Origin of the sequence: Peteryoungia rhizophila, from assembly GCF_004912145.1 — a bacterium.
GTDB classification, from domain to species: Bacteria; Pseudomonadota; Alphaproteobacteria; order Rhizobiales; family Rhizobiaceae; genus Allorhizobium; species Allorhizobium rhizophilum.
The window spans coordinates 436,349-462,656 of sequence record NZ_STGT01000002.1; the positions used below are offsets into that span (position 1 = coordinate 436,349).

Sequence of the window (26,308 nt, forward strand, 5' to 3'; positions counted from 1 at the left end):
AGCGATCACTCGCTAAGCCCTTGAAAGAATTCGAATGGTGGGCGTGACAGGGATTGAACCTGTGACCCCTACGATGTCAACGTAGTGCTCTCCCGCTGAGCTACACGCCCATCCGATGAGCGGCTTAAGACCACAAAACCTGTTCGCCCGTCAATAGGCATTTTGCAGTTTTGTGAAGAGATTTTTTCAATCTCTCGCCAAGGCCTTACGCAGCAAGAAGTTTGTTCACTTCGTCAACGAGATCACGGAGGTGGAAAGGCTTGGACAACACCTTTGCATCCTTCGGAGCCTTCGAATCGGCGTTCAGGGCAACGGCTGCAAAGCCGGTGATGAACATGACCTTCAGGTCCGGATCGAGCTCGGTGGCGCGGCGCGCCAGTTCGATGCCGTCCATTTCCGGCATCACGATGTCGGTCAACAGAAGGGAGAAGGGTTCTTCCCGCAGGCGGTCATAGGCGCTGGCGCCGTTGTCGAAGGAGGAAACTTTGTACCCCGCCTTTTCCAGCGCCTTCACCAGGAACCGGCGCATGTCGTTGTCGTCTTCGGCGAGAAGGATTTTCTGAGTCATTTAGGGACCGCTGTACTCGATTGCATTGGGAAGCTCGCAGTCGCTCACTTTAGGGTCGGCGCAGTAAAGAACCGGTGAACAACGAAAAAGTGAGCCTGCTCCGCCATTTCCGGCAGTATGGACTTTGCGACAGGTGACTGGCAACATGAGACACGCAACAAGTTTGTGACTTGGTAAAGAAGAGGCCCGGGGAAGCGGATGACCAACGAAATCGAGCTGTTCGAGGTTCGAGAGCCCGCGATCCAGACCATTCCCTTCGTCTATAATTCCCCGCATAGCGGTCGTCGCTACCCGTCGTCCTTCCTGGATGAGTCGCGACTCGACGATGTCTCGATTCGGCGATCCGAAGATCACTATGTTGACGAGCTCTTCTCGGCGGCGCCTGGCTTTGGTGCGCCGCTGCTCGTTGCGCATTTCCCGCGGGCCTATGTCGACGTCAATCGCGAGCCGTATGAGCTCGATCCCCGGATGTTTTCCGATCCGCTGCCGCCGTTTGCCAACAGCAATTCCGCACGCGTGGCCGGTGGTCTCGGCACGATCCCGCGCATCGTTGCCGAGAACATGGAGATATATCAGCGCCGGATGCCGCTTTCAGTCGCCATGGAGCGGATCGAGAGCTGCTACAAGCCGTACCACGCCTGTCTCAGGCGGCTTATTGCCCGGACGCATGCGATGTTCGGCTTCGGTGTGCTGATCGACTGCCATTCGATGCCGGGCAATATAAGGGTCGCTGGCAGTGGCCTGAAGCCCGATTTCATCGTCGGCGATCGTTATGGCACCAGTGCATCCACCGATCTCAGTCAGGCGGCGCTGCAGTTTCTCGAAGAACTCGGCTACACGGCCGTTCGTAACAAGCCCTATGCAGGCGGGTTCATCACCGAGCATTACGGTCGCCCGGCGCGCGGGCTTCACGCCCTGCAAATCGAAGTCAATCGCTCGATCTATATCGACGAGGCGACGCTGGAGAAGCGTGACGACTTCGACGCTCTTGCCGGCTCGATCGCCGTCTTCATGCAGCAGATGGCGGAGTTCGTCGGGGATTACGCAATCGACCAGGCGCTCGCGGCCGAGTAGGTCGTCCCAATCCAACACGATCCCTGAAGCCCCTCGCATTGCGTCGGGCAAAAAAAACCGCGCTCGTGGCGCGGCTAAGTCTAGGGAGGAAACACCCAAGGAGGGTATTTACAGTCAGAAGACTGTAACTGAGAGGTTAGATGCTGCGGCGCACCATTGTCAAGTCGGAATTTGGTGCTTTTTTGAGCAAGGCCAAAATTTACGCAATTTCGCTCTTGGCGGTCGGCTGAAAGGCTGCGGGGCATCGTTCCGTCGCGTTCGGATGTTTTCTTTCCTCGTAACTGGCCTTAAGACGTGATCTCCCTCCAGACGACGGACTATCCCATGCGCCCTGACCGTGATTTCTTCTTCCGCCTTGCCGATGCCGCCAAGGCCGAGACCCTTCCGCGCTTTCGTTCGGGCCTTTCCGTCGTCAACAAGGAGAAGGCCGGTTTCGATCCCGTGACCGAGGGTGACCAGGCCGCCGAGATCGCAATCCGTCAGCTGATCGAGGCCGAGTTTCCGACCCACGGCATTCTCGGCGAGGAGCACGAGAACATCCGGATCGATAGTGACCAGCTCTGGGTCATCGATCCGATCGACGGAACGCGCGCCTTCATTTCCGGGGTGCCGGTCTGGGGCACGCTGATCGGCTTTCAGGAAATGGGCAAGTCGGTCATGGGCCTGATGGAACAGCCGTTCACCGGCGAGCGCTACTATGCCGATGGCGAGCGCTCCTGGTACTCTGGTCCCGACGGCGAGCGTCAGAACGAGGTGCGCGACTGCGGCAGCCTCGAAAACGCGATCCTCTTCACCACCTCGCCGCATCTCTTCAAGGATTGGGAAGTCGAGCGCTTTCAGGCTGTACAGGACAAGGTCAAGCTCTTCCGCTACGGCGTCGACTGCTACGCCTATTGCCTGCTCGCGGCCGGCCATGTCGATCTCGTCATCGAGACTGTGCTGAAGCCCTATGACGTTGGCGCGCTGATCCCGATCATCGAGCAGGCGGGCGGGATCATCACCACCTGGGATGGCGGACGTCCGGAAGCCGGCGGCTCGATCATCGCGGCCGGTTCGAAGGCCGTGCATGCGCAGGCAATGGACATGCTCAAACGACGCTGAGGGCGCTCCTCAGCTTTCCAGTGCCGAATCGGTCAGTTCCCCGATTGGATCCGCCTCATCAGGCTCGCCGCCGGGCATGAAGGCAAAGATGGCCGCCAGGGCCTGGGTGCGGTAGCGGTCCTGCTCCTGCAGGATCTCGTGGCGGGCGCCGGGCACCGGCACGAGCTGTCCGGCGCGGAAATATTGCGCCAGCGATTCCTGGAAATGGAAAGGTACGATCGGGTCGTTGCCGGGTGCGATGATGACCGTGGGCACCGTGATCGAGGCGAGATGGCCGGGGCGCCTGACATCGTCTATCGCCTTCTGGCTCTCATGGAGCCAGCGCGCCGTCGGGGGCCCGAGTGCCAGTTCTGGATGATCGAGGATCAGGCGCTGGTTGCGCGCGAAGCGCAGGGCGTCCGTCGTCAGCGGATTGGCCTCGAAGGGCTTCAGCGGTTCGTCCTTGTTCAGCGTGATCTTGCCGAAGCCCGTGAAGGAGGCAAGCGTTGCCAGTCGTCTAATGTTTTCCGGCGAGGTCTTCTGGCCGCCGAGGCCGACAAAGGGGGCGGTAAGTACCATGCGCTCGATGCGGTTGGAAAGCCGGGGCGCTGCCTTCAGTGCAATCAGGCCGCCGGTCGAATGGGCGATCAGGAAGAAGGGCAGGCGGGTATCCGGCAGGACGATCTGCTCGAGGAAGATCTCGAGATCCCGGATATAGTGGTCGAAGCGACCGACATGGCCCTTGCGCGGGTCCTTCAGCAGGCGTTCCGAGCCGCCCTGTCCACGGAAATCATAGGTCGCCACCCAGAAGCCGCGTTCATTCAGGTCCCGAATCGTCTCGAAATATTTCTCGATCGCCTCGTTGCGCCCATGGAGAAGCACGATCGTGCCCTTGGTCTTCGGCGCCGAGGACCGGAAGATGGCATAGCGGAGCCGCACCCCGCGATATCCCTCGAAGAAACCGACCAGAGGCGTGCCGGGAATGGGGTTGCCGGGGGTGGCGTGAAGAATGGCATCCATGCCTGCAACTGCCTGTCGGTTGAAGCGCTTCTCGTCTCTCCGGGATAGGCTGCAGCCCGAGCCGAAGTCAAAGAAAAAAGCCGGAACCGCATACGGAGATATGCGGTTCCGGAGAGAGCCGGCCGAAGTGGAAGGGACGATATCTCCGGGCCGGACGGTCGAGACAACCGATGCGGAGACATTATGCGGAGGCGGTTGAACGCGGCCTGAAACGGGCGTTCACCGACAGTTCATGCGGGCGGTTCGTCCGACGATACGTCGATCTTGAATTCCGGAAAAGCATTTCCCACATCGGGTCTGCGGACGCCAGAAGGGTCCGCGAGCCGCCGCCAGCATCGCCCCAAGCGGGATGCGCGCGGCCTTCAGAGAACGCCAACGTCGCTTCAAGGAGGACATCATGCGTCACGTCGATTTTTCCCCGCTCTACCGTTCCACCGTCGGTTTCGATCGCCTGTTCACCATGCTGGACAGTCTCGGCCAGCCGGAACAGGCCCAGACCTACCCGCCCTACAACATCGAACGCACCGGCGATAACCTCTACCGGATCACCATGGCCGTTGCCGGCTTCGACGAAAGCGAGCTTTCGATCGAGGCGCATGCGCATGTGCTGACCGTCAAGGGTGAAAAGGCCGAGGACGAGAAGGTCGAGCAGAGCGAATTCCTCTATCGCGGCATTGCAAAGCGCGCCTTCGAGCGCCGCTTCCAGCTCGCTGATCATGTGGAAGTCACCGCCGCTTCGCTGAAGAACGGGTTGCTGCACATCGATCTTCTGCGCAACATCCCGGAAGCCATGAAGCCGCGGCGCATCTCGATTGCCGCCGAGCCCATGGGTACGGCACCGAAGGCTATCGAGGCGCATGTGAACTGATCGCTCGCTCGAAGAGCAGCTTCTTTCATCAGGCGGTCGGCGCAAGCCGGCCGCTTTTCTGTTGGGCGATCATGCGGCGCGTCCACAGGGTGCAGAGCAGCTTGTCGAGCGAGAGTATGCCTGCGCCCTTCACCGCGAGATAGGCGAGCGGAAAGATCCAGAGCAGGCGCTGATCGAGGATGACGCTGTCAGGGAAACGGTCGAAGAGCGCGCCGATCGTGGTTGCGTCGACGTTGTGAACCAGGATGTCGGTCAGCGTCTGCACGACAACGAAGCCGATCATGCCGAGAGCGGCGATGCGGGTGAAGAGGCCGGCGACGATGAGCAGCGGCAGGATGATTTCTCCATAGGAGCCGAGAAAGACCATCAGGCCCCAGGGGAAGAAGGAGACGGCTGAGACATCACCGCCTGCCGCATCCACAGCGGGCAGGGCGATCTGGTAGTAGGCGCCGTCAGCGATTGAAAAGGGGCCGCTGAATTTCGTCAGCGCGGAATTCAGGTAGTAGGGTACGAGAACCGCGAGGAAGACGAGCCGGGCCAGGAGGCCGAGAAACCAGCCGTCCAGTGCCGCTTCCAGCCCGCGAACAGTGCGACGATAGAGTTCGACGAGAGATATGGCTGATGTCATGGTCGGTCGCTTTCCTGGGCCGTGTCGTCGGGCATGTAGGTCGTTGAGAAGGCGCCGCTCGAGAGTGCGAGCCCGATAAGGGCGGGGATGTCGCCTTGTGATTGTTGGGCGGCGAAACAGGCTTCACCCAGCGAGCCGCCGGACAGAAGTGCCTGAAAGAATGCGCCGCCTCCGGCCGGCAATACCTCGATCGCGGGATCGCAGTCGGGCCGGGTGATCAACACCGTTTCCGGTGCCATCGGATTGAGCCCGTCTAGCGGCAGCGTGGCTCGGTCGCGCCTGACAATCGTGCCAGCAGCATGGCTAAACTGTGCGAGGTGGGTTGCCGGATGCGGGTTGAAACGGATGCCGGCCAGATCCTCCGCCGGGATATGCGCCAGCGCGGCCGGATCGAGCGGTGCGGTATCGGCCGCATGGAAGGCGTCGAGCCAGAGGCGCTCGACCCGGGCCACGTCTGGGAGAAAGGGCAGGTCAGACGCTGGTGGAAAGCTTTCGAGGAATGTCGGAAAGCTCTCGCCATAGGTGAAGAGCAGGGGCGAGGTCGGCGGATGGGCGGTCACGTGGAGACGTGCCATGGCGCGAAAGAAATCCTCGCCGACGAGGTTCTGCACGGTCGGAAAGATCGATGCCATGGCATCGACCAAGGAAACTGTGACATTGTTGCGGTAGACGGCAAAGCGACGCGTCGGGATGCGCCCGTCACGGCTGGTCAGGCCCTCCGGAAGCGGCAGGTCTGCGGCCAGGAGCGCATGGGCGAAGGCGCCGCTTTCGATCGGGTCAGGACGCATGGCGCAATCCCAGGTCACGGACGGCGTGACGGTCCAGGATCGCATTGGCCAGAAGGGCTTCCCGCTTCAAGACCTGCCAGTCCGGCACCTCGTTGTCCCATTCGATCAGCGTCGGCAGCGGGCCGAGCTTGGCGATGACGTGTTCGTAGAGATCCCAGACGAGATCGTCGACCGGGCGGTCGTGGCTGTCGATGAGGAGCGGCTGGCCGGAGTCGTCGATGTCTTGCGCATGGCCGGCGAGGTGAATTTCTTCAACGGACTGGAGGGGGAATTCGGCGAGATAGTCGCGGGCGCTATAGCCGTGATTGGTGGCGGAGACATGGACATTGTTGATGTCGAGCAGGAGGCCGCAGCCGGTGCGCCGTGCAATTGCCCGGATGAAATCCGTCTCGCTCATCGTTGAGGCCTCGAAGCCGAGATAAGTGGACGGGTTTTCGAGGAGAATGCGGCGGCCGAGCGTTTCATGCAGCCGGTCGATGTGGTCGCAGACGCGGTCAAGGGTCGCCTGGTCATAAGGCACAGGCAGGAGGTCGTTGAGGAAGTGGCTCTCGTGGGTCGACCAAGCGAGATGTTCGGAGATCTGTTCCGGTTGATAGCGATCGACCACGGTTTTCAGCCGCGCGAGATGGGCCTGGTCGAGGCCGGTCGGGCTGCCGATCGAGAGGCCGACGCCGTGGATGGAGAGCGGGAAGTCTGCGCGCATACGCGTCAGGATGCGGTGCGGATGGCCGCCGGCACCCATGTAGTTTTCGGCGTGGACTTCGAGAAAGCCAATACGGAAGGGGTCGGCAAGGATCGCGTCGGCATGCTGCGGCTTGAAGCCGGCGCCAGCACGGCACGGGAGGCTGTTGGCCTTGTCGCCTTGTCCGATGTCGGTGGCGATGGCCTTTGCAGTGTCAGGAAATGACATGGCCGGCTCCATATGGATCGCTCTGCTGAAGAAAGAGAGACGGCACCTGCGGATTGGCCGCAGATGCCGTGTCGGCTCAGGCCTTGGGGAGGTCGCGGTCGAGAGCCTCGAGTGCGCCCATGCGGCCGTCCGGAAGTGCCATGGCGGTGCAGGTGCCCTTGGCGACATAGGTCCAGGCATTGCCCTGATAGTCGACCTTGGATGTGCCGGCGCAGGTGGTGCCGGGGCCGGCGGCGCAGTCGTTCTTGCCGGCCACGGAAACGCCGAAGCAGCGTTCCTTTTCCTGGGCCATGGCGGGACCCGACAGGAGGGCGGCGCTGCCGATGGCCATGGTGACGGCGGCGGCGAGGGCGGCGGTGTTGATGGTGGTCTTGCTCATGATGCTTCTCCTCGGATCGTGATGCGCGTTGTTGGTCCAGCCCTCGTCGGGGCTGGCAAACACATCATGTCGAGGAGTTGCGACTTTGAAAAATCAAGGTTTTTTGTAGCAGAGTTGCGCGTTTCGATTGTAAGAAACGGTTCCCTCAAACGACTTCTATGAATTGATCGACTTCATCGGTCGTCGTCGCGAAGCTCGTTACCAGGCGAACTAGTGTTTCATTCTCAGCCGGCAAGGGGAGCCAGCCCTGTGGCGGCTGCCAGTCGTAGAATTTCGCACCTTTGTATCTTGCCCGCTCAGTCGCCGACCTTTCGATCACGGCGAAGACTTCGTTTGCCGAAGTATCCCAGGCGAGGCGCGCAGTATTCTTGGCCGAAAGGCCGGCGCGCAGGCGATCGGCCATTGCATTGGAGTGGCGTGCGAGTTCGAGCCAGAGGCCGCCGTCGAGATAGGCTTCGAGCTGCGCCGAGATGAAGCGGCTCTTGGAGAAGAGCTGCGCCGACCGCTTGCGGATGAAAGGCATGTCGGCTGCCATGTCCGGATTGAAGAAGACGATCGCCTCGGCGCACCAGCAGCCGTTCTTGGTGCCGCCGAAAGACAGGATGTCGATGCCCCGCTTCCAGGTCATCTCGGCGGGTGTCAGGCCCAGCGATACGAGGGCGTTTGCGAAGCGCGCACCGTCCATATGAAGCGGGAGGTTGCGGGACTTGGCCACCGCTGCGATCGCATCCAGTTCATCGAGGGAATAGACGGTGCCGACTTCGGTCGCCTGGGTAACGGTCACGGCCATGGGGCGGCCGTGATGCGGGGAGGCCGGTTCGAAGCGGGCGATGGCGGTATCGAGGGCCCTTGGATCGATCTTGCCTTCCGCACCCTCGACGGGGAAAAGCCGCGTCGCGCCGGTCAGGAATTCGGGTGCTCCGCCCTCGTCGGCGTTGACGTGGGCATCGGCGTGACAGAAACTGACACCACCGGCCTTGGCGAGACTGGCGAGCGCCAGTGAATTGGCAGCTGTGCCGGTTGCAACGAAGAAGACGGCGACCTGGCGTTCGAAGATGGCGCTGAAACGGTCTTCAACTGCCTTGTCCAGGTCGCTGGTGCCATAGGCCGAGGCGAAGCCGGAAGCATAACGGGTGAGGTTCTCGGCGATGCTGGGATGGGCGCCGGACCAGTTGTCTGAAGCGAAGTGCATGGGCATCTTTCCTGAGGCGGGATTGTTTTCAGGACTTTAGGCATTTCCGGATTGCTATCAATCCGGCCCAAGGCAGAACGACCCGAAAGAAGGCAAGTCAGCAACAAGGTGATCCCGCTGATCTCTTGAACGTAATGAAATTTCGTCGAGGCATTGGTTGCGGCAATTTCACATTTGGTGCCCGGTTAATTTTCCGGTCGAAGTCTTGCATGAGCGTTTACTTTCTGTCATAGGAACAACAGAAATTAGGTCAGATTAGTTGACCTAATTCCAGCTTCGAAGGCGATGCGTTTCGGGCGTCATGGGGTGGTCAGGCAATCCGCGTAGGGATGGCGAGGCTACCGCTGGCGCCCATCGGCGCCTGGAGCGTGTCCAACAGCCCGGCCAGTCCGGCTTAAACGGAGGTAAAGGTCATGACGAAGGTTCCGTCATCCGAAGAGATCATGCGGTCCGCCGATGCGGAAGCAGTCGCCGAAACGGCGATCGCGCGCATCGGTCTGCCTCCGAAACAGGGTCTCTACGATCCCCGCAACGAACACGATGCCTGCGGCGTCGGCTTCATTGCCCATATGAAGGGGCAGAAGTCGCATCAGATCGTCAAGGACGGCCTGTTCATCCTGGAGAACCTGACGCACCGCGGTGCTGTCGGTGCCGATCCGCTGATGGGTGATGGCGCCGGTATCCTGGTGCAGATCCCCGATCGTTTCTTCCGCGAAGAGATGGCGGCTCAGGGTGTCACCCTGCCGAAGTCTGGTGAATATGCCGTCGGGCACTTCTTCTTTCCGCAAGACGAGCAGCAGATCGCGCATTTCAAGCAGGTCATCGTTGAAGTCTGTCAGTCCGAAGGCCAGACGCTGATCGGCTATCGTGATGTGCCGGTGGACAATTCCTCGCTTTCCAAGGCGCCCGAGATTGCAGCGACCGAACCGCGCCAGATCCAGGTCTTCATCGGTGCCGGCCGCGATGCCGCGACCCAGGACCAGTTCGAACGTCGCCTGTTTCTGCTGCGCAAGGTGATCTCCAACCGGATCTACGACCAATATGGTGGCCAGGAGACCGGGTTCTACCCGGTGTCGCTGTCGTCCTCGACGATCGTCTACAAGGGCATGTTCCTCGCCTACCAGGTTGGCGCCTATTACAAGGATCTCGCCGATCCGCGCTTCGAATCGGCCGTGGCTCTCGTGCATCAGCGCTTCTCGACCAACACCTTCCCGTCGTGGAAGCTGGCGCACCCGTACCGCATGGTTGCCCATAACGGCGAAATCAACACGCTGCGCGGTAACGTGAACTGGATGGCGGCGCGTCAGGCGTCTGTCTCCTCGCCGCTCTTCGGCGACGATATCTCCAAGCTCTGGCCGATCTCCTATGAAGGTCAGTCGGATACTGCCTGCTTCGACAACGCGCTCGAATTCCTGCAGCGCGGCGGCTATTCGCTGGCGCATGCCGTGATGATGCTGATCCCGGAAGCCTGGGCGGGGAACCAGTTGATGGCGCCTGAGCGCAAGGCCTTCTACGAATACCATGCCGCCATGATGGAGCCGTGGGACGGCCCTGCCGCCGTCTGCTTCACCGATGGCCGCCAGATCGGCGCCACGCTCGACCGCAACGGCCTGCGTCCGGCCCGCTACATCGTCACGGACGATGACCGCGTTATCCTTGCCTCGGAAGCCGGCACGCTGCCGGTACCGGAAGAGCGCATCATCAAGAAGTGGCGCCTGCAGCCGGGCAAAATGCTTTTGATCGACATGGCGGAAGGTCGCATCATCTCGGACGAAGAGGTGAAGTCATCGCTCGCCAAGAGCCATCCGTACCGCGAATGGCTGAACCGCACGCAGCTGATCCTCGAAGACCTGAAGCCGGTCGAACCGCGCGCCTTGCGCCGCGACGTCTCGCTGCTCGATCGCCAGCAGGCCTTCGGCTACACGACCGAGGACACAAAGATCCTGATGTCGCCGATGGCGACCACGGGCCAGGAAGCCATCGGCTCGATGGGCACTGACACGCCGATCTCGGCGATGTCGGAAAAGTCGAAGCTGCTGTACACTTATTTCAAGCAGAACTTCGCCCAGGTAACGAACCCGCCGATCGATCCGATCCGCGAAGAACTCGTCATGAGCCTCGTGTCGTTCATCGGCCCGCGTCCGAACATTCTCGACCATGAGGGCATGGCGAATGCCAAGCGCATGGAAGTGCGCCAGCCCATCCTGACCAATGGCGATCTGGAAAAGATCCGCTCCATCGGTCACATGGAGGATCGCTTCGACACCAAGACGCTCGACTTTACCTATGACGTGGAGCGCGGTGCCGAAGGCATGCCGGAAATGCTCGATCGTCTCTGCGAGCGGGCGGAAGCGGCCGTGCGTGGCGGCTACAACATCATCGTGCTCTCCGACCGCCAGATCGGTCCGGATCGGATCGCGATCCCGGCGCTGCTCGCGACCGCTGCCGTCCATCACCACCTGATCCGCAAGGGGCTGCGCACCTCGGTTGGCTTGGTTGTCGAATCGGGCGAGCCACGCGAAGTGCATCACTTCTGCTGTCTTGCTGGCTTCGGCGCCGAGGCGATCAACCCCTATCTCGCCTTCGACACGCTCACCGACATGCACAAGCATGGGGAATTCCCCAAGGAAGTCGATCAGTATGAAGTGGTGTCGCGCTACATCAAGGCGATCGGCAAGGGCATCCTGAAGGTCATGTCGAAGATGGGCATCTCGACCTATCAGTCCTATTGCGGTGCGCAGATTTTTGACGCGATCGGTCTGTCGTCCGAGCTGGTCGACAAGTATTTCTTCGGCACCGCGACGACGATCGAAGGCATCGGCCTTGCCGAAATCGCCGAGGAAACCGTTGCCCGGCACTCGTCGGCTTTCGGCAAGGATCCGGTTCTCGCCAATACGCTCGATATCGGCGGCGAATATGCCTATCGCATGCGTGGCGAAAACCATGCCTGGAGCCCGGATTCGATTGCGTCGCTGCAGCATGCCGTGCGCGGCAACAGTCAGGAGCGTTATCGCGAATTCGCCGAGATGGTGAATGACAGCAATCTGCGGATGAACACCATTCGCGGCCTGTTCAAGATCAAGTCGGCGGAAGCGCTCGGTCGCAAGCCTGTTTCCATCGATGATGTCGAACCGGCGGTCGATATCGTCAAGCGCTTCTCGACCGGTGCCATGTCCTTCGGCTCGATCAGCCGCGAGGCGCATACGACGCTTGCGGTTGCCATGAACCGGATCGGCGGCAAGTCGAACACCGGCGAGGGCGGCGAAGAGAGCGATCGTTACCTGCCGCTCGCAGATGGGTCCTCGAACCCCGAGCGTTCGGCGATCAAGCAGATCGCGTCGGGCCGCTTCGGTGTCACGACCGAATATCTCGTTAATGCCGATATGCTGCAGATCAAGGTCGCGCAGGGTGCCAAGCCCGGCGAAGGCGGTCAGTTGCCAGGCCACAAGGTGGATGCGACGGTCGCCAAGACGCGACACTCGACCCCGGGTGTCGGCCTGATCTCGCCGCCGCCGCATCACGACATCTATTCAATCGAAGATCTGGCGCAGCTGATCTACGATCTGAAGAACGTCAACCCGGAAGCCGATGTCTCGGTCAAGCTCGTCTCGGAAGTCGGCGTCGGTACGGTTGCCGCCGGCGTTGCCAAGGCGCGCGCCGACCATATCACGATCTCCGGCTTCGATGGCGGCACGGGCGCATCGCCTCTCACTTCGCTGAAGCATGCTGGTTCGCCTTGGGAAATCGGTCTTGCCGAGACCCAGCAGACGCTGGTGCTGAATGGTCTGCGTTCGCGCATCGCGCTGCAGGTCGATGGTGGCCTCAAGACCGGCCGCGACGTGATCATCGGCGCACTTCTGGGCGCTGACGAATTCGGCTTCGCGACGGCTCCTCTGATCGCTGCCGGCTGCATCATGATGCGCAAGTGCCACCTGAACACGTGTCCCGTGGGTGTCGCGACCCAGGATCCGGTGCTGCGCAAGCGCTTCAAGGGCACGCCCGAGCATGTGATCAACTACTTCTTCTTCGTGGCTGAAGAAGTGCGCGAGATCCTCGCTTCGCTTGGCGTTACCAAGCTCGACGAGATCATCGGCGCTTCCGAGCTTCTGGAAAAGGACGACATGCTCGCGCATTGGAAGGCGAGGGGGCTCGACTTCTCGAAGATCTTCCACAAAGTCGATGCGCCGAAGTCCGCCACCTACTGGACCGAGAAGCAGAACCATCCGATCGTCGACATTCTCGACCGCAAGCTGATCGAGAAGGCGATGCCGTCGCTCGAAGCCAAGCAGCCTGTCGTCTTTGACGTCGATATCAAGAACGTCGACCGGTCGGCCGGCGCCATGCTGTCCGGCGAAGTGGCCAAGCGCTACGGCCATAAGGGGCTGAAGGATGACACGATCCACGTCACGCTGAACGGCACGGCTGGTCAGTCCTTCGGTGCCTTCCTGGCGCGGGGCATCACGTTTGATCTCGTCGGCGACGGCAACGACTATGTCGGCAAGGGTCTCTCGGGTGGTCGCATCATCGTGCGTCCGCCGGAAAATGCCCGGATCGTGGCGGAAAACTCGATCATTGTCGGCAACACCGTGCTTTACGGCGCGATCTCCGGCGAATGTTACTTCCGCGGCGTGGCCGGCGAACGTTTCGCCGTGCGCAACTCGGGTGCGATCACCGTGGTCGAAGGCGTGGGTGACCATGGCTGCGAATACATGACGGGCGGTGTCGTCGTCGTGCTCGGCCAGACAGGGCGCAACTTTGCCGCCGGGATGTCGGGTGGTGTGGCTTACGTGCTTGACGAAAGCGATGATTTCGCCAAGCGCTGCAACATGGCCATGGTCGAACTCGAGCCGGTTCCGGAAGAGGACGACATGCTGGAGAAGCTACACCATCACGGCGGCGACCTCATGCACAAGGGTCTGGTCGACGTGTCCGGCGACATGACCCGCCATGACGAGGAACGCCTCTATCAGCTGATCTCGAACCATCTGCATTACACGGGCTCAAACCGTGCCAAGCAGATCCTCGACAGTTGGGCCGAGTATCGTCCGAAGTTCCGCAAGGTCATGCCGGTCGAGTATCGGCGTGCGCTGGAGGAGATGGAACGCATGCGCATGGGCGTCGCTGCCGAATGATTGCCACCTCGACATCCCGGATGGGCCGGGATGTCGCCGCCCACGGCTCGGCCGTGCAGTTGAAGCTCAGATTAGCAGGACTTTAAAATGGGCAAGGTTACAGGTTTCATGGAAATCGACCGGCAGGTGGCGAAGTATCAGCCGGCCTCCGACCGCATCCGCCATTTCCGCGAATTCACGATTCCCATGTCGGATCCCGAAGTTACCAAGCAGGCGGCGCGCTGCATGGATTGTGGCATTCCCTATTGCCACGGTCCGACCGGCTGTCCTGTTCATAACCAGATCCCTGATTGGAACGACCTCGTCTATAACAACAAGTGGGAGGAGGCGATCCGCAACCTCCACTCGACGAACAACTTCCCGGAATTCACCGGGCGCGTCTGCCCGGCGCCTTGCGAGGAAGCCTGCACGCTGAATCTCGAAGATGCGCCGGTCGCGATTAAGACCGTCGAGCAGGCGATTGCCGACAAGGCCTATGAGCTCGGCTTCATCGTGCCGCAGCCGGCGACCATCCATACCGGCAAAAAGGTTGCCGTCATCGGTTCCGGTCCGACGGGTCTCGCTGCTGCACAGCAGCTCGGCCGCGCCGGTCACGAGGTGCATGTCTATGAGCGTGAATCCAAGCCCGGCGGCTTGCTGCGCTATGGTATCCCCGACTTCAAGATGGAGAAGAACTTCATCGATCGCCGCGTCGAGCAGATGAAGGGCGAAAACGTCACCTTCCATTGCGGCGTCAATGTCGGCGTCGATGTCACCGTCGAGAAGCTGCGCGCGGACTACGACGCCGTGCTCTATTGCGGCGGTTCGGAAACCCCGCGCGAAGCTGGCATTCCCGGCGTCGAGTTCCATGGCGTCCACGATGCCATGCCGTATCTCGTGCAGCAGAACCGTCGTGTCGGCCGCGAAAACATTGACAGCGTCGGCTGGCCGGCCGATCCGATCCTCGCCGGTGGCAAGCATGTCGTCGTCGTCGGTGGTGGTGACACGGCCTCCGACTGCGTCGGCACGGCATTCCGCCAGGGCGCCGTCAAGGTGACCCAGCTCGACATCCGCCCACGCCCGCCGCAGACGGAAGACAAGCTCGCGATCTGGCCCTTCTGGGCCACCAAGATGCGCACCTCGTCCAGCCAGGCCGAAGGCGCCAATCGCGAATTCCAGGTGGCAACGCTCGAATTCGTCGGCGAAGACGGTGTGCTGACTGGCGTGAAGTGCTGCCAGGTCGACGAGCGCCGCAAGCCGATCCCGGGCACCGAGTTCATCATCAAGGCCGATCTCGCCTTCATCGCCATCGGCTTCTCCGGCCCGTTCACCGACAGCGTGCTGAAGGATCTCGACGGCAAGCTCACGCTCAACACCGACCGTCGCGGCTCAACCAATGTCGTCGCCAACGACAAGGACTATCGCTCGTCGGTCGACAAGGTCTGGGTGGCAGGCGATGCCCGTCGCGGCCAGTCGCTGGTCGTCTGGGCGATCCGCGAAGGCCGTCAGGCGGCGCGGGCTATCGACGAGGCCCTGATGGGCGAAAGCGTGTTGCCGCGCTGATTCTGGCGCAGCATCAAGAACTATAAAGGGGCTGCTTTCGAGCGGCCCCTTTTGATTTGAATGGTGTTTTCGAGAGCTTAAGGTGTGGCGGTGGCTGGTGCTGTTGTCGTCGCTGCGGTTGCCGGCACACGCTTCACATAGTCTACCCTCCCGACCGGTGGGTCCGGCAGGCGACCGTTCTGGACGAGCTGGTCGCGGGGCGTGGGGAAGCTGGAGGAGGGCGGGAGCGTGCCGCCCAGCAGTTCGTCCGCACCATCGAGTTCGGGATCGAAGAGGTCGATCGGCGGCGTGGTGATGATGGCCTTGCTTTCCGAGGGCGGCAGGCTCAGCAATTCCGGTAGGTTGCTGCCATCGAGACGGACGAGGTCCGGGCTGGTCATGTCGCCCAGATAGCGGCGCGCCGACTTCTCGACATAGAAGGCCAGCTTGCGCTTGCCTGGGCCGGTGAAGCCGATCCCGTCATTGCCGCGCAGGCGCACCGGCTGGCCATTGATATCCGAGCCGGTGACGATGAAGCGGCCTTCCTGATCGACGAAACCTTCCCAGACGTCGACGAATTCGCCGCTGACCTTTTCGATGTTGGAGCGGTAGATGGTGTTGAGACGCAGGGCGTCCGCCGTCATGTTCTGCGGGCGGAAGGCCGGCAGGCCGACCCAGATCACCGGCACGCGTGTTTCCGCAGCCACCGTCGCAAGCCGCGCGACACGCTCGCCATAGGCGGTGAACCAGGGATCGGTGCGGAAATCGAGGCGCCCCTCTGCCGTCACGAGTTGCTGGCGGTCGTTGGCGCCGACCTGGATCACCAGCACGCTGGGCTTGATCTCCGCGACGATGGCCGGTAGCGCGCCGGGCCAGTCGTAGAAATCGTCGCGCACGAGGCCAGAGGAACCGTTCGCCCGGCTCTCGACCACGACGCCCGGGGAATCCTCAAATGCGGCCTTCAACCCATCACCCAGGGCGCTGGCGACAAAATCTCCGACCACCAGCACTTTCTTCGCCGTGTCGAGTTTCGGCGGTGGCGGCGGAGCCGCCGCGGCTCGGGTCGATGGCGCGCGTGTCTGGATGGTCGTAACGCTGCCACTGTTCTTCTTGCGGACCTTGCCCTCGCGTGGACGCTGGACGTCCTGTGGCGGCACATACACTGGCTGGCGCTGGCCAAAGAGCATGTCGAGCAGGTTGCGGCGTCGCTCGGGTTGCTGGGCTTCTGCAGTCGAGGCGATGAATACCGTTGCGCCGAGCATCAACGCCAGGCCAAGGCACATAAAGCGGGCAAGGGGTCGATGCGGGCTCTTCAAGTTCCACTCCTTCGCCGTCGCTGCTGCAGGCTTAAACGCAGTCCGCCGCGATCCCATGTTTCTGGATCGCGGCGGATGCCAAGTCAACTGTTGCCGATGTCGTGGGCGCTTCGATCAGTTGCGCAGGGCATCGAGCAGGACGCGCGACGGCTGGCCGTCCACCGACATGCCGAGACGCTGCTGGATGGCGGTGATCGCTGCCTTCGAGCCCGAGCCGAAATTGCCGTCGATCTTGCCGTCGTAGTAGCCGAGCGCCTGCATGCGGGTTTGCAACTCGAACTTTTCCTTCATGTCGAGCGTGCCGTCCGGCCGCGGCCAGCGCTGCTTCATGCCGCCATAGCCGGCGATCTCGTCGGCGAGCAGGCCGACGCCGAGCGCATAGCTGTCGGCGGCGTTGTAGCGCTTGATAACGAAGAAGTTCTTGGTCATCAGGAAGCCCGGGCCGTTGGCACCACCCAGCATCTTCAGTTCGGCACGTTCGCTACCGGTGCGGAAACCCTTGCCGGTCGGACGGGCAAAGCCGAGCGCCTGCCATTGGGCGAGAGTCTTGGTCTGGCCGGTGTATTTGTTGCCACCGCGTGGGACCACAATTTCGTAACCCCAGGTCCGGCCGGTCTGCCAGTTGTTCTTGGCCAGCAGGTTTGCGGCCGTTGCGAGCGCGTCGGGGATGGAGTGCCAGATGTCCTTGCTGCCATTGCCATCGGCATCGATGCCATAGAGCAGGTAGCTCGTCGGAATGAACTGGGTATGGCCCATGGCACCTGCCCAGGAGCCCATGAGATTCTTGTTGGTGACGTCGCCGTTCTGCAACATCTTGAGCGCGGCAATCAGCTGGGTGCGAGCGAATTTCGCGCGCTTGCGGTCGGCATAGGCGAGCGTGGCCAGCGAACGTGGCACATTGTGGAGGCGGTCAGGACGCTCGAGGGCGGCGCCATAATTCGATTCCATCGACCAGATGGCCAGAAGCACATGCTTGTCGACGCCGAAATGGTTTTCGAGGGCGGTCAGCAGCCGACCATGCTTGGCCAGCATTTCCTGGCCGATCTTCACCGTGTAGGGGTTCACGCGGCTGTCGAGGTAGTCCCAGATCTGAGACTTGAACTCCGGCTGATACGCCGCCTTTTCGAGCACGAACTGGTCGGGCTCGTTCACGCCATTGAAAGCCTGGCGATAGGTGCGTTCGGTGATCCCGGCTTTCGCGGCCGTCGGATAAAAATCGCGGATCCACTTCTGGAAGCCGGCGTCTGCAAAGGCATCCAGCGGGATGAGCGCCGTCGAAATTGTCAGGGCAATCGCGCCGAGCAGGCTGGGGCGGTGTCTTTTCATGGGCATCTCCCGTGCATTCTCGTGTTGGCAGCCGGAACAAAGGCTGTTCACCACAGGTTAACGCTGTTCAGTCAACAAACCCTTTACCACGCGGTCAGCCCAAGCTTAGTCTTTGCCATTTTGAAGCAATTATATGTTACTGGCCGTAACCGCGTTATGAAGGCGTTAATCGATTATATCCTCCAGGAGGGATGAGTGGTTCAGACTAAAAAGCTCCGGAAAGCCGTGTTTCCCGTCGCCGGTCTCGGCACCCGTTTTCTGCCTGCCACCAAGGCGGTGCCGAAGGAAATGCTCACCGTCGTCGACAAGCCCGTCATCCAGTATGTGGTCGACGAAGCCATCGAGGCCGGCATCGAACATCTCGTCTTCGTGACCGGCCGCGGCAAGGCGGTCATCGAGGATTATTTCGACATTCAGTTCGAACTCGAGCAGACGCTCAAGGCCCGCAACAAGAATGCCGAACTGTCCCTGCTCGAATCACTTCAGCCGACCGCCGGCCAGACCAGCTTCACGCGCCAACAGGAGCCGCTGGGTCTCGGACACGCCGTCTGGTGTGCACGCGACATCGTGGGGCACGAACCCTTCGCCCTTCTTCTGCCTGACATGATTATGCGCGCGGAAAAGGGCTGCCTCAAGGGCATGGTCGAACTTTACGAAAAGACCGGCGGCAACATCGTCGCGGTCGAGGAATGCGCGCCCGAACAGGCGCACAAATACGGCATCGTGGGTGTTGGCGAGACGCTGGAAGGCGGCTTCAAGATCAACCAGATGGTGGAAAAGCCGGCCAAGGGAACTGCGCCCTCCAATTTCTTCATAAACGGCCGCTACATCCTGCAGCCGGAGATCTTCGAGATCCTGTCTACGCAGGAGCGTGGCGCCGGCAATGAGATCCAGCTGACCGACGGCATGCTGAAGCTTGCCCAGAGCCAAGACTTTGCAGGGTATCATTTCAAGGGTCAGACCTTCGACTGCGGTTCCAAGGATGGCTTCATCCTGGCCAACGTCTCCTTCGCCATCGAGCGTGCAGACATCCGCCCAGCGATCGAGGACCAGCTGAAGGCATTGCTCGCAGCCCTCAAGTGACCGATTTACTGACCGCCGGGCTCAACGCTTGGCGGTCAGGCCCACCAGTGCCGTCAGGCTGTCGTTGTCCACGCCCGTGTTGTAGTGCGTGCGCTCATAGGTGAGATCCGCCGTCGCGTCGAGATAGCGGTTGACCTTCCAGGTCAGGCCGGCGCCGGCCAGATAGGCAGTCGTATCGGCTGCAGCCGCATCTCCATCATATCTGGTAAAGGTCGTGCCGCCGGTCAGGCGGGCGACGAGGTTCGTACGCAGGTCATGCGCGAGTTGCGCAGTTACACGATGGATTGTCGCGCCATTCACGCCTGCGGTCGTCGACGGGTCGATGCTCGTGTCGAGCGTCACGTCTATGCTCGTGCCTTCGCGCGGCGACCAGAAGATGTTGCCGTCGACGGTGAGGGCGGAAAGCTCTTCAAGCCGGCCGTCCTCGAATTTCTGGCGTTCGTAGCCGACGGCGATCTCGCCGCGCAGTTTTTCGCCGAGATCCACCGCGACACCAGTCTTCGCGCCATAGAGGTCGGCCGAACGGCGATACCCGGCGGAATCAACGGCATCGTCGTAATCAATCCGCCCAATCGTGCCTTCGATGAAGGGGATGAGGGCAGGCGAGAGCTCGTAGCCAAGGCGGCTGGTGAGCGCATAGCGGTTCCGGTTCCGGTCGCTGCGCTCCAGTGTCGAGCCGTCCGAGAGTTCGGCGTCGGAATATTGCAGGCGCGTCACGTCGGCTCCGATTGACCCACGGATGAGGCCGAAGTCGCGTTCGATGGAGGCGCCCGCACCATATTGATGCACCCCGGACTGGACCTTGGCGCCCGTGACGGCGTTCGGATCGTCGCTGTCTTCACGGCCGAAACTGTAGGAGCCTGAAATCGTGGCGATCGTGTCGTCCGCGAGGTCAAGGCGCAGGCGTGCGTCGATGTCGGCCCGCGGCTTGTCGGTCTCGTCCCCTGACAGTGTTTCCTGCCAGGCGCCTTCGGCTCCCACGGAGAGTTCATGGCGCGACCAGTCGGACGTCAGCGTGCCCTTGAGGCCCGTTTCGGAGAAGATGCGGTCGTCTTTCACGCCTCCGCTCTTTTCCGTTTCGCTCCCCAGTTTCTGGCTGATCGAAGGACGTAGGATCAGGGTGCCGAGGCGGATGCCGCTGTCGTCTTCCGAATCGAGTTCGCGGCTGATGCGCTCGGCTGTCGGGTTGTCGACGCGGGCTTCACGCAGGTTCTGGCGACCGATGTCCTCATCGATGGGGATGGTGTCCCCGTCTGTGAGCGGTCCGAGCGCCTGGGTGTCGGGTGCGACGGTGGTGCCGGTCGCCAGCGGATCGGTTGCCGTTTGAGACGAGGAGGTGGTGCCCGTCTGCATCGATGCGGATATACCGTTCGCTGCCGTCGCGCCTGTCGACGTCTGTCCAGATCCAGATAGCGGAGACCAGGTGGGAAGCGTTCCGTCCGACGTCGCACTGCCTGGCTCTGCCTGTTGGGCGGCGAGGAGGGACGGGTGCGCGAGCACGGACAGCGCCAGCACGCCTGCAAAGGCGCGCAGCCCGAGGCGGCCCTTGCCGCTCTTGTCCCGATTTTCGACTGAGGTCATTCCTGCGCCCGGCAATCTGCAATGCTTACCCAAACGTAAAGCCTGATGGTTAACGTTTGGTTTCGGGTGCATGGTTGTGCATCAGACCGAGATGCCGCAGCCGCGACATCGCACGAGAATTTACAGCAGCCGACAAACGCAGTATGGGACGGCATGATCAAGCGCGCAGTCAATCTCGTCGAAGCCAGTGCCACCGAATCCGCTCTTCGCGTCATCTCGACGGAGCGCGAGGGATTGCGCGTGCTTGAGGAGGCGCTGGCGGGGCCGCTTGCCGCGCCGTTCTGCAACGCGGTCAAGACAATCGGAGATATCGGCGGCCGCGTGATCGTTACCGGCGTCGGCAAGAGCGGGCATATCGGTTCGAAGATTGCCGCGACCTTCGCCTCGACGGGCACGCCGGCCTTCTTCGTGCACCCCGCGGAGGCCAATCACGGCGATCTGGGTATGATTGCCCAGGACGATGCGATCCTGGCAATCTCCTGGGGTGGTGAAACGGCCGAGCTGCAGGGCATCCTCGCCTTTTCCCGCCGCTTCTCTATTCCGCTGATCGCCATCACAGCTGGAGAGACTTCGACGCTCGCGCGCAATGCCGATGTCGTTCTTCTGATGCCAAAGGTTCAGGAAGCCTGTCCGCACGGGTTGGCACCTACGACGTCCGCCGTCTTGCAGCTCGCAATCGGGGACGCCATTGCGATCGCACTTCTGGAAGCACGCGGCTTTTCGCCGTCCGACTTCCGCACCTTCCATCCGGGTGGTAAGCTCGGCGCGGCCCTGACCCATGTGCGCGACATCATGCATACCGGCGACCGCGTGCCGCTGGTGCCACTCGGCACGTCCATGCCCGATGCGGTCAAAACGTTGTCGCACAAGCATTTCGGCTGTGTGGGCATCACCGACGAGACAGGCAAGCTCTGCGGCATCGTCACCGAAGGCGACATGGCGCGCAATCTCGCCCGCGATCTGTCGATCCTCAACGTCGAGGATGTGATGACCCGCAACCCGAAGGTCATCAAGGGCGATGCGCTGGCCACGACGGCTGCTGCGATGATCAACAAACACAGTATCGGCGCGTTGATCGTGGTGGATGACGAGAACACGCCGATCGGTCTCATTCACTTCCACGATCTGCTACGGATAGGGGTCGCCTGAGGGGCGAGGTTACGCCTCTTCGACGACAAGGTCGCGGCCGTTGCTGGAGACGATCCTGACCCTTGCTCCGCCCGGCAGATCAGGGCCTGAAACAAGCCAGAATGTGTCGTCCAAACGAATGCGACCGCGGCCCTCGCGGATCGGTTCGCCGAGCACCGCCGTGCGGCCGACGAGGCTCGCGCCCCGCTGATTGAGCAGGGGCTGGTCGCTGTCGGTCTGGAGACGCGTGAACAAGCGCCGACCCGCCAGGGTGAAGACTACGGCACTGGCGGCAAACACGAGTGACTGCACCTGCCAGCTCCAGAAACCGGCATCCCAGAGCAGCAGCGACAAGACACCTGTCAGGAGCGCGCCGAGGCCGATCCAGACGAGAAAGACGCCGGGCATCACGAGTTCGGCCGCCAGAAGCAGCATGCCCAGCACCCACCAGCTCCAGGGGCCGAGTTCGGCGATGATCCGGCCGATCATCGTCATCACTCGCCGTTGGGGTTGAAGGAGGAGATCGGCGGGGTGCTGCGCGGGGCAGGCGGAGCCGCGCGTGGTGTGGCGGGGCGCTTGTCCTCGCCAAAGACCTCACGGGCGATCGCGCCGATGCCGCCGAGCGAGCCGATCAGGGCCGTGGCTTCCATCGGCATCAGAACGATCTTGGAATTGCTGGCCGTGCCGATCGCGGCCATCGCCTCGGTGTATTTCTGAGCGACGAAGTAGTTGATGGCGTTGACGTCACCGGCGGCGATCGCCTCCGAGACGAGGCGGGTGGCCGTGGCTTCGGCTTCCGCCAGGCGCTCGCGGGCCTCGGCTTCTCGATAGGCGGCTTCGCGCTCGCCCTCGGCTTCGAGGATCGCAGATTGCTTTGCGCCCTCGGCGCGCAGGATCTGCGCATTGCGGAAGCCTTCTGCTTCGAGTACCTGGGCGCGCTTCTCGCGTTCCGCCTTCATCTGACGGCCCATGGCAGCGACGAGATCGGCGGGCGGCTGAATATCCTTGATCTCGACGCGAGTGACCTTGATGCCCCAGGGACGCACGGCTTCGTCGACAACACGCAGCAGTCGGTCGTTGATCACCTCACGATTCGAGAGCAGTTCATCGAGGTCCATCGAGCCCATGACCGAGCGGATGTTGGTCATGGTGAGGTTGAGGATCGCGTTCTCGAGATTGGCGACCTGATAGGCTGCCTCGGCGGCGTTCAGCACCTGGTAAAAGGCGACGGCATCGGCAGAAACCGAGGCATTGTCCCTGGTGATGACTTCCTGGGTGGGAACATCGAGAACCTGCTCCATGACGTTCATCTTGGCGCCGATGCGCTCGAAGAAGGGGATGATCAGGTTCAGGCCGGGTTCCAGCGTGCGTGTGTAGCGGCCAAAGCGTTCGATCGTGTAACGGTAGCCCTGCGGCACGGTCTTGATACCGGCAAAGAGGACCAGGATAACGAGCACAACGAGTGCAATGACGACAATGTCCGGACCGGTGATGGGCATGAAATCCTCCAGCTCTGGCGCGAACATGAGCCGCGACCCCAGGGTCTAACATCGTGGGGTGGCAGGCGAATTGCAAGGTTTAGCCGTCACATGGGCCAACAACCTGGCCGTCAATCGCAGGGTCTTGGGAAAGAAAAAGGGCGGCCGGATCACTCCGGCCGCCCTCATTTATCTCCGTCCGAGCCGTTTCAGCTCAGAACTCTTCCCAGCTGTCCTGCGCGACGGCGGCATTGCCATGGCTGCGCGGGGCAGGGGCGGCGTGACGAGCGGGCTGTGCCGCACGCGGTGCCGGAGCGCGGCTCGCGGAGGCGGACGGCTGGGCCATGGTGCGTGCGGTGTCGCGTAGCGCCGAAGCCTGGACCTGCTGAACGCCGTCGATCGAGAAGTGCGAGATCAGTTCGCGCAGCTTCGCAGCTTCGGTGGCGAGTGCTGCAGAAGCAGCATTCGATTCTTCCACCATCGCGGCGTTCTGCTGGGTCGTCTGGTCCATCGAGTTGACGGCATGATTGACTTCCGAGAGGCCGGTCGCCTGTTCCTTGGCCGACAGGGCAATGGCATCCATATGGGTGTTCATCTCGGTGATGAAGCCGCCAATGGTCCGGAGCGCTTCGCCGGTCTTGCGGACGAGATCGACGCCGCCTGCGACTTCCGTCGAGGAATTCTGGATCAGCGCCTTGATTTCCTTCGCGGCGTTTGCGGAGCGCTGCGCCAATTCGCGGACTTCCTGTGCGACGACGGCGAAGCCCTTGCCAGCTTCACCGGCACGTGCAGCCTCGACACCCGCATTCAGCGCCAGAAGGTTGGTCTGGAAGGCAATCTCGTCGATCACACCTATAATGTTCGAGATCTGCTGCGAGGAACCCTCGATGCGCCGCATTGCGTCTTCGGCGCGGGAGACGACGTCCGAGGATTGGGTCGCCGAGGTGTTGGCCTGGGCTGCGACAGAGCGGGCTTCTTCCGTCCGCTTGGTCGAGTTCTGGACATTCGCCGTGATTTCCTCGACGGCGGCCGCTGTCTCTTCGAGGGCTGCCGCCTGCTGCTCTGTGCGCTTGGATAGATGGTCGGTGCCGGAGGCGATCTCGCGGGTGCCGGTTTCCATGGTGGCGACACTGTTGGTGATCGCGGCCATGGTCTGGTTCAGCTGGCGGACCGACTGATTGAAGTCGTGACGCAGCGTTTCGAAATCCGGAGAGAAGGCTTCGTTGATCTGGAAGGCGAGGTCGCCGGACGCCAGGCGCTTCAGGCCGGCCGCGAGGCCGGAGGTCGCAGCCTGCAGACGGGCTGCGGCATCGGCCTCGGCACGCTGCTGTGCAGCGATCCGGTCGGCTTCAGCCTGGCGGCGATTGCCGTCGGCCTCTGCTTCGAGACGCTTGTTGGTGATGGCCGCCTCGCGGAAAACCTGCATGGCTGCCGACATGCGGCCGATTTCGTCCCTGCCGCCCTGATCGATGACGATGTCATGATCGCCTTCCGACAGCCGGGTTGTCGCATCGGCGAGCTTGCCGAGCGGCCTGGATACGAGATGGAAGTTCAGGAAACCCATCAGAACCGCTGCGATGCCGACGATGATCGAGGCGGCGAGGCTGACCGTTTCCACGAGCGACAGAGCTGCAGTCTGGTGGGCTGCGGCAGTTGCGGCGCGGGCGGAAAGCGTCGTCTTGAGATCGGCTAGACCGTCTTCGAATGCCTTGACCAGCGCTTCACCTTCGCCTGTGACTTCGATCGCGCGAGCGAGTTCGACGGTTGCAGGATCGCGCATCAGCAGGATCTGGCGCTCCATGAAATTCGCCTTCCAGGCATCGAGCGCTGCAATCGCTTCCTTGAACTTGGCCAGTTCGGCGGGAGCCGAGCCCGAAACAAGTGCCTCGATGCTGACCTTGTCCTTGTCCATTTCCGCTGCGACGTTCTGGGCGCCGACGGCGTAGTCGCGGTTGCCGGTCAGCAGGAAGGTCTTCAGCTGAAGATCCGCGATGTAGAGATCGGCTGAAAATTCGTCGATGGCGGCCACGACATTGTTCACGACGGCCGTTTCGGCAACTTGCTCGCTCGCGACGATGGCGCGGTTATGCATGAAGGTCGAGGCTGCGATCGCGATGGCGGCAAGGAGTCCGAAAGCGAGAAAGCCCTTGGCGCTTACGGATAGGTTCTTGAGCATAGTAAAATCCTGTCCCGGTCGGGGTCGAATTGGGTCATTTTTTACAGGACGGCCGCCATCATGGGGTCGTGGTCGACGGATCAGCTGCCGGCGAGAGCCCGGCGCTCGAGTTCCGTGAGATTGAGTTCGACGGTGACAGCACCGATCTTCTTCTTCGTGCCGTCGAGCAGCGTGAAGCTCACCTGGTTGCGCCAGATCTTAAGTTCGTCGTCCCACTCTGCTTCGTCGATGAAGATTGCATCATCCGAGACATCATAGGTTTTCTGGAACTTTGCCTCATCGCCCTGCCAGAAATCGCTGGTGATCGAGCTCTGGCCGACATTGAGGCCGTTCTGGTCCATGACGAAAATTTCGGGATATAGACCGAGCGACTTGCCCTGGATACGCGCGAGATAGACAGACAGCGGGCTGGAAAGCGTAGCGGCGATCAGCGGCTTGTCGGCAGCCTCGCGCTCGGCCTTCCACTGATTGTCCAGCTCGTCGATCTTGTCCTGGGTCAGTTCGTTCAGACGGGAGTTTTGTGCCTGGACCGACACGGTCACGATCTCGGCCGAGATAAACTCCTGGATCTGTGCCAGGAGTTCGGGAGAAACGAGCTTGGCGATGTCCGGCTGAGGCGGTTCGGCATGCGCGGTGGTCAGCGACAAGGCGAGGAATGTCGTTGCCAATGCGGTGGTAGTAAATCTCATGGTGGTCTCCTTCAACTCTCCCTAATTCTAGGGATCATTACTAAATGGAACCTTAATATAAGAAATCGCCTATCTGAAATTGTATTGTAATCCAATGATTTAGGCTCGCTGCGACGCTCCCGGTCTGCGCATGATGACAGCTTCGAGTTGTCTTCTCGGTTGTGGCGTGACGTGCCCCGTGAAAGCCTAACCAAATGAAATTATGCACTAAAATTGTGCATCTCCGCTGGAAAATGGGCGATGGATGAAAGCGGATGCACTGGTGATCATCGTTTGGGTTGCATCCGTTTGCCGGCTTCAGACGGCTTTCCAAGTCTTCTTTTGCAACTGGATGCAAAGCAAAGAAAAAAGGGGCCCCGCCTTATCGGCAG

At 61.6% G+C, this 26,308-nt stretch carries 21 protein-coding genes and 1 tRNA gene; 7 read left to right on the plus strand and 15 right to left on the minus strand.

All coding sequences use genetic code 11. From position 1 onward, the window contains the following. Window positions 1-35 precede the first annotated feature (35 nt). Both E9677_RS07990 and cpdR1 read right to left on the minus strand, forming a co-directional pair. Window positions 36-110: transfer RNA gene (locus tag E9677_RS07990), tRNA-Val, on the minus strand. A 95-nt stretch (window positions 111-205) separates the two neighbouring features. Continuing rightward, entirely contained in the window at window positions 206-568 is a 363-nt protein-coding gene (gene cpdR1 / locus E9677_RS07995; protein WP_006726917.1) for a response regulator CpdR1, read from the minus strand. A 198-nt stretch (window positions 569-766) separates the two neighbouring features. Here cpdR1 and E9677_RS08000 point away from each other — a divergent pair, with 198 nt between their 5' ends. Continuing rightward, window positions 767-1,642, plus strand: a complete 876-nt coding sequence (locus E9677_RS08000) for an N-formylglutamate amidohydrolase (protein WP_136557575.1) — start codon at window positions 767-769, stop codon at window positions 1,640-1,642. 324 nt (window positions 1,643-1,966) lie between these two features. Beyond that, window positions 1,967-2,743 carry a histidinol-phosphatase gene (hisN, locus tag E9677_RS08005; protein WP_136557576.1) on the plus strand — a complete coding sequence of 259 codons (777 nt, stop codon included), beginning with the start codon at window positions 1,967-1,969 and terminating at the stop codon, window positions 2,741-2,743. Window positions 2,744-2,752: 9 nt separating this feature from the next. Here the strand turns inward: hisN and E9677_RS08010 are convergent, their stop codons facing one another. Beyond that, window positions 2,753-3,742, minus strand: a complete 990-nt coding sequence (locus tag E9677_RS08010) for an alpha/beta fold hydrolase (RefSeq protein WP_136557577.1) — start codon at window positions 3,740-3,742, stop codon at window positions 2,753-2,755. Between the two features lie 397 nt (window positions 3,743-4,139). On the opposite strand from E9677_RS08010, the gene E9677_RS08015 reads away from it, so the two are divergent. Further along, window positions 4,140-4,610 carry an Hsp20 family protein gene (locus E9677_RS08015; protein WP_136557578.1) on the plus strand — a complete coding sequence of 157 codons (471 nt, stop codon included), beginning with the start codon at window positions 4,140-4,142 and terminating at the stop codon, window positions 4,608-4,610. Between the two features lie 28 nt (window positions 4,611-4,638). Here E9677_RS08015 and E9677_RS08020 read toward each other — a convergent pair whose 3' ends face one another. The 5 genes from E9677_RS08020 to E9677_RS08040 all read right to left on the minus strand — a co-directional run bounded on the left by E9677_RS08020 (window position 4,639) and on the right by E9677_RS08040 (window position 8,507). Beyond that, window positions 4,639-5,238 (minus strand): DoxX family protein, encoded by a 600-nt coding sequence (locus E9677_RS08020; RefSeq protein ID WP_136557579.1) that lies wholly within the window; start codon window positions 5,236-5,238, stop codon window positions 4,639-4,641. Beyond that, window positions 5,235-6,026, minus strand: coding sequence for an HvfC/BufC N-terminal domain-containing protein (locus tag E9677_RS08025; protein WP_136557580.1), 792 nt, complete (start codon window positions 6,024-6,026; stop codon window positions 5,235-5,237). The genes E9677_RS08020 and E9677_RS08025 overlap by 4 nt, the downstream gene beginning before the upstream one ends. Further along, entirely contained in the window at window positions 6,016-6,936 is a 921-nt protein-coding gene (gene bufB / locus E9677_RS08030) for an MNIO family bufferin maturase (protein ID WP_136557581.1), read from the minus strand. Before bufB ends, E9677_RS08025 begins: the two co-directional genes overlap by 11 nt. 76 nt (window positions 6,937-7,012) lie before the next feature. Further along, a complete protein-coding gene (locus E9677_RS08035) occupies window positions 7,013-7,315 on the minus strand; it encodes a BufA1 family periplasmic bufferin-type metallophore (RefSeq protein ID WP_136557582.1) in 303 nt (100 codons plus the stop codon). A 145-nt stretch (window positions 7,316-7,460) separates the two neighbouring features. Further along, window positions 7,461-8,507 (minus strand): threonine aldolase family protein, encoded by a 1,047-nt coding sequence (locus E9677_RS08040; RefSeq protein WP_136557583.1) that lies wholly within the window; start codon window positions 8,505-8,507, stop codon window positions 7,461-7,463. 413 nt (window positions 8,508-8,920) lie between these two features. Between E9677_RS08040 and gltB the strand changes: the two genes are divergently transcribed. Both gltB and E9677_RS08050 read left to right on the plus strand, forming a co-directional pair. Further along, a complete protein-coding gene (gene gltB / locus E9677_RS08045) occupies window positions 8,921-13,639 on the plus strand; it encodes a glutamate synthase large subunit (protein ID WP_136557584.1) in 4,719 nt (1,572 codons plus the stop codon). A gap of 87 nt (window positions 13,640-13,726) precedes the next feature. Further along, window positions 13,727-15,181, plus strand: a complete 1,455-nt coding sequence (locus tag E9677_RS08050; RefSeq protein WP_136557585.1) for a glutamate synthase subunit beta — start codon at window positions 13,727-13,729, stop codon at window positions 15,179-15,181. A gap of 77 nt (window positions 15,182-15,258) precedes the next feature. Here E9677_RS08050 and E9677_RS08055 read toward each other — a convergent pair whose 3' ends face one another. Then, window positions 15,259-16,476 (minus strand): SGNH/GDSL hydrolase family protein, encoded by a 1,218-nt coding sequence (locus tag E9677_RS08055; RefSeq protein ID WP_408014699.1) that lies wholly within the window; start codon window positions 16,474-16,476, stop codon window positions 15,259-15,261. Window positions 16,477-16,590: 114 nt separating this feature from the next. Then, window positions 16,591-17,802, minus strand: coding sequence for a lytic murein transglycosylase (locus E9677_RS08060; RefSeq protein WP_136557587.1), 1,212 nt, complete (start codon window positions 17,800-17,802; stop codon window positions 16,591-16,593). Window positions 17,803-17,997: 195 nt separating this feature from the next. Between E9677_RS08060 and galU the strand changes: the two genes are divergently transcribed. Next, window positions 17,998-18,885 (plus strand): UTP--glucose-1-phosphate uridylyltransferase GalU, encoded by an 888-nt coding sequence (galU, locus tag E9677_RS08065; RefSeq protein WP_136557588.1) that lies wholly within the window; start codon window positions 17,998-18,000, stop codon window positions 18,883-18,885. Window positions 18,886-18,906: 21 nt separating this feature from the next. Here galU and E9677_RS08070 read toward each other — a convergent pair whose 3' ends face one another. Then, complete coding sequence (locus E9677_RS08070; RefSeq protein ID WP_136557589.1) at window positions 18,907-20,466, minus strand: outer membrane beta-barrel protein; 1,560 nt, start codon at window positions 20,464-20,466, stop codon at window positions 18,907-18,909. A gap of 153 nt (window positions 20,467-20,619) precedes the next feature. Here E9677_RS08070 and E9677_RS08075 point away from each other — a divergent pair, with 153 nt between their 5' ends. Beyond that, window positions 20,620-21,615, plus strand: a complete 996-nt coding sequence (locus tag E9677_RS08075) for a KpsF/GutQ family sugar-phosphate isomerase (protein ID WP_136557590.1) — start codon at window positions 20,620-20,622, stop codon at window positions 21,613-21,615. Window positions 21,616-21,624: 9 nt separating this feature from the next. Here E9677_RS08075 and E9677_RS08080 read toward each other — a convergent pair whose 3' ends face one another. From E9677_RS08080 to E9677_RS08095, 4 genes are all read right to left on the minus strand, one after another. Next, window positions 21,625-22,083 (minus strand): NfeD family protein, encoded by a 459-nt coding sequence (locus E9677_RS08080; protein WP_136558120.1) that lies wholly within the window; start codon window positions 22,081-22,083, stop codon window positions 21,625-21,627. A 5-nt stretch (window positions 22,084-22,088) separates the two neighbouring features. Further along, a complete protein-coding gene (locus E9677_RS08085) occupies window positions 22,089-23,093 on the minus strand; it encodes an SPFH domain-containing protein (RefSeq protein ID WP_136557591.1) in 1,005 nt (334 codons plus the stop codon). A gap of 193 nt (window positions 23,094-23,286) precedes the next feature. Then, entirely contained in the window at window positions 23,287-25,248 is a 1,962-nt protein-coding gene (locus tag E9677_RS08090) for a methyl-accepting chemotaxis protein (RefSeq protein ID WP_136557592.1), read from the minus strand. Window positions 25,249-25,328: 80 nt separating this feature from the next. Continuing rightward, on the minus strand, window positions 25,329-25,937 hold the full coding sequence (locus E9677_RS08095) for a hypothetical protein (RefSeq protein ID WP_136557593.1): 609 nt from the start codon (window positions 25,935-25,937) through the stop codon (window positions 25,329-25,331). Window positions 25,938-26,308 lie beyond the last annotated feature (371 nt).

Coding starts and splice junctions, on each gene's coding strand:
- cpdR1 (WP_006726917.1), bottom strand. CDS start 568: ATGACTCAGAAAATCCTTCTCGCCGAAGACGACAACGACATGCGCCGG.
- E9677_RS08000 (WP_136557575.1), top strand. CDS start 767: ATGACCAACGAAATCGAGCTGTTCGAGGTTCGAGAGCCCGCGATCCAG.
- hisN (WP_136557576.1), top strand. CDS start 1,967: ATGCGCCCTGACCGTGATTTCTTCTTCCGCCTTGCCGATGCCGCCAAG.
- E9677_RS08010 (WP_136557577.1), bottom strand. CDS start 3,742: ATGGATGCCATTCTTCACGCCACCCCCGGCAACCCCATTCCCGGCACG.
- E9677_RS08015 (WP_136557578.1), top strand. CDS start 4,140: ATGCGTCACGTCGATTTTTCCCCGCTCTACCGTTCCACCGTCGGTTTC.
- E9677_RS08020 (WP_136557579.1), bottom strand. CDS start 5,238: ATGACATCAGCCATATCTCTCGTCGAACTCTATCGTCGCACTGTTCGC.
- E9677_RS08025 (WP_136557580.1), bottom strand. CDS start 6,026: ATGCGTCCTGACCCGATCGAAAGCGGCGCCTTCGCCCATGCGCTCCTG.
- bufB (WP_136557581.1), bottom strand. CDS start 6,936: ATGTCATTTCCTGACACTGCAAAGGCCATCGCCACCGACATCGGACAA.
- E9677_RS08035 (WP_136557582.1), bottom strand. CDS start 7,315: ATGAGCAAGACCACCATCAACACCGCCGCCCTCGCCGCCGCCGTCACC.
- E9677_RS08040 (WP_136557583.1), bottom strand. CDS start 8,507: ATGCACTTCGCTTCAGACAACTGGTCCGGCGCCCATCCCAGCATCGCC.
- gltB (WP_136557584.1), top strand. CDS start 8,921: ATGACGAAGGTTCCGTCATCCGAAGAGATCATGCGGTCCGCCGATGCG.
- E9677_RS08050 (WP_136557585.1), top strand. CDS start 13,727: ATGGGCAAGGTTACAGGTTTCATGGAAATCGACCGGCAGGTGGCGAAG.
- E9677_RS08060 (WP_136557587.1), bottom strand. CDS start 17,802: ATGAAAAGACACCGCCCCAGCCTGCTCGGCGCGATTGCCCTGACAATT.
- E9677_RS08070 (WP_136557589.1), bottom strand. CDS start 20,466: ATGACCTCAGTCGAAAATCGGGACAAGAGCGGCAAGGGCCGCCTCGGG.
- E9677_RS08075 (WP_136557590.1), top strand. CDS start 20,620: ATGATCAAGCGCGCAGTCAATCTCGTCGAAGCCAGTGCCACCGAATCC.
- E9677_RS08080 (WP_136558120.1), bottom strand. CDS start 22,083: ATGATCGGCCGGATCATCGCCGAACTCGGCCCCTGGAGCTGGTGGGTG.
- E9677_RS08085 (WP_136557591.1), bottom strand. CDS start 23,093: ATGCCCATCACCGGTCCGGACATTGTCGTCATTGCACTCGTTGTGCTC.
- E9677_RS08090 (WP_136557592.1), bottom strand. CDS start 25,248: ATGCTCAAGAACCTATCCGTAAGCGCCAAGGGCTTTCTCGCTTTCGGA.
- E9677_RS08095 (WP_136557593.1), bottom strand. CDS start 25,937: ATGAGATTTACTACCACCGCATTGGCAACGACATTCCTCGCCTTGTCG.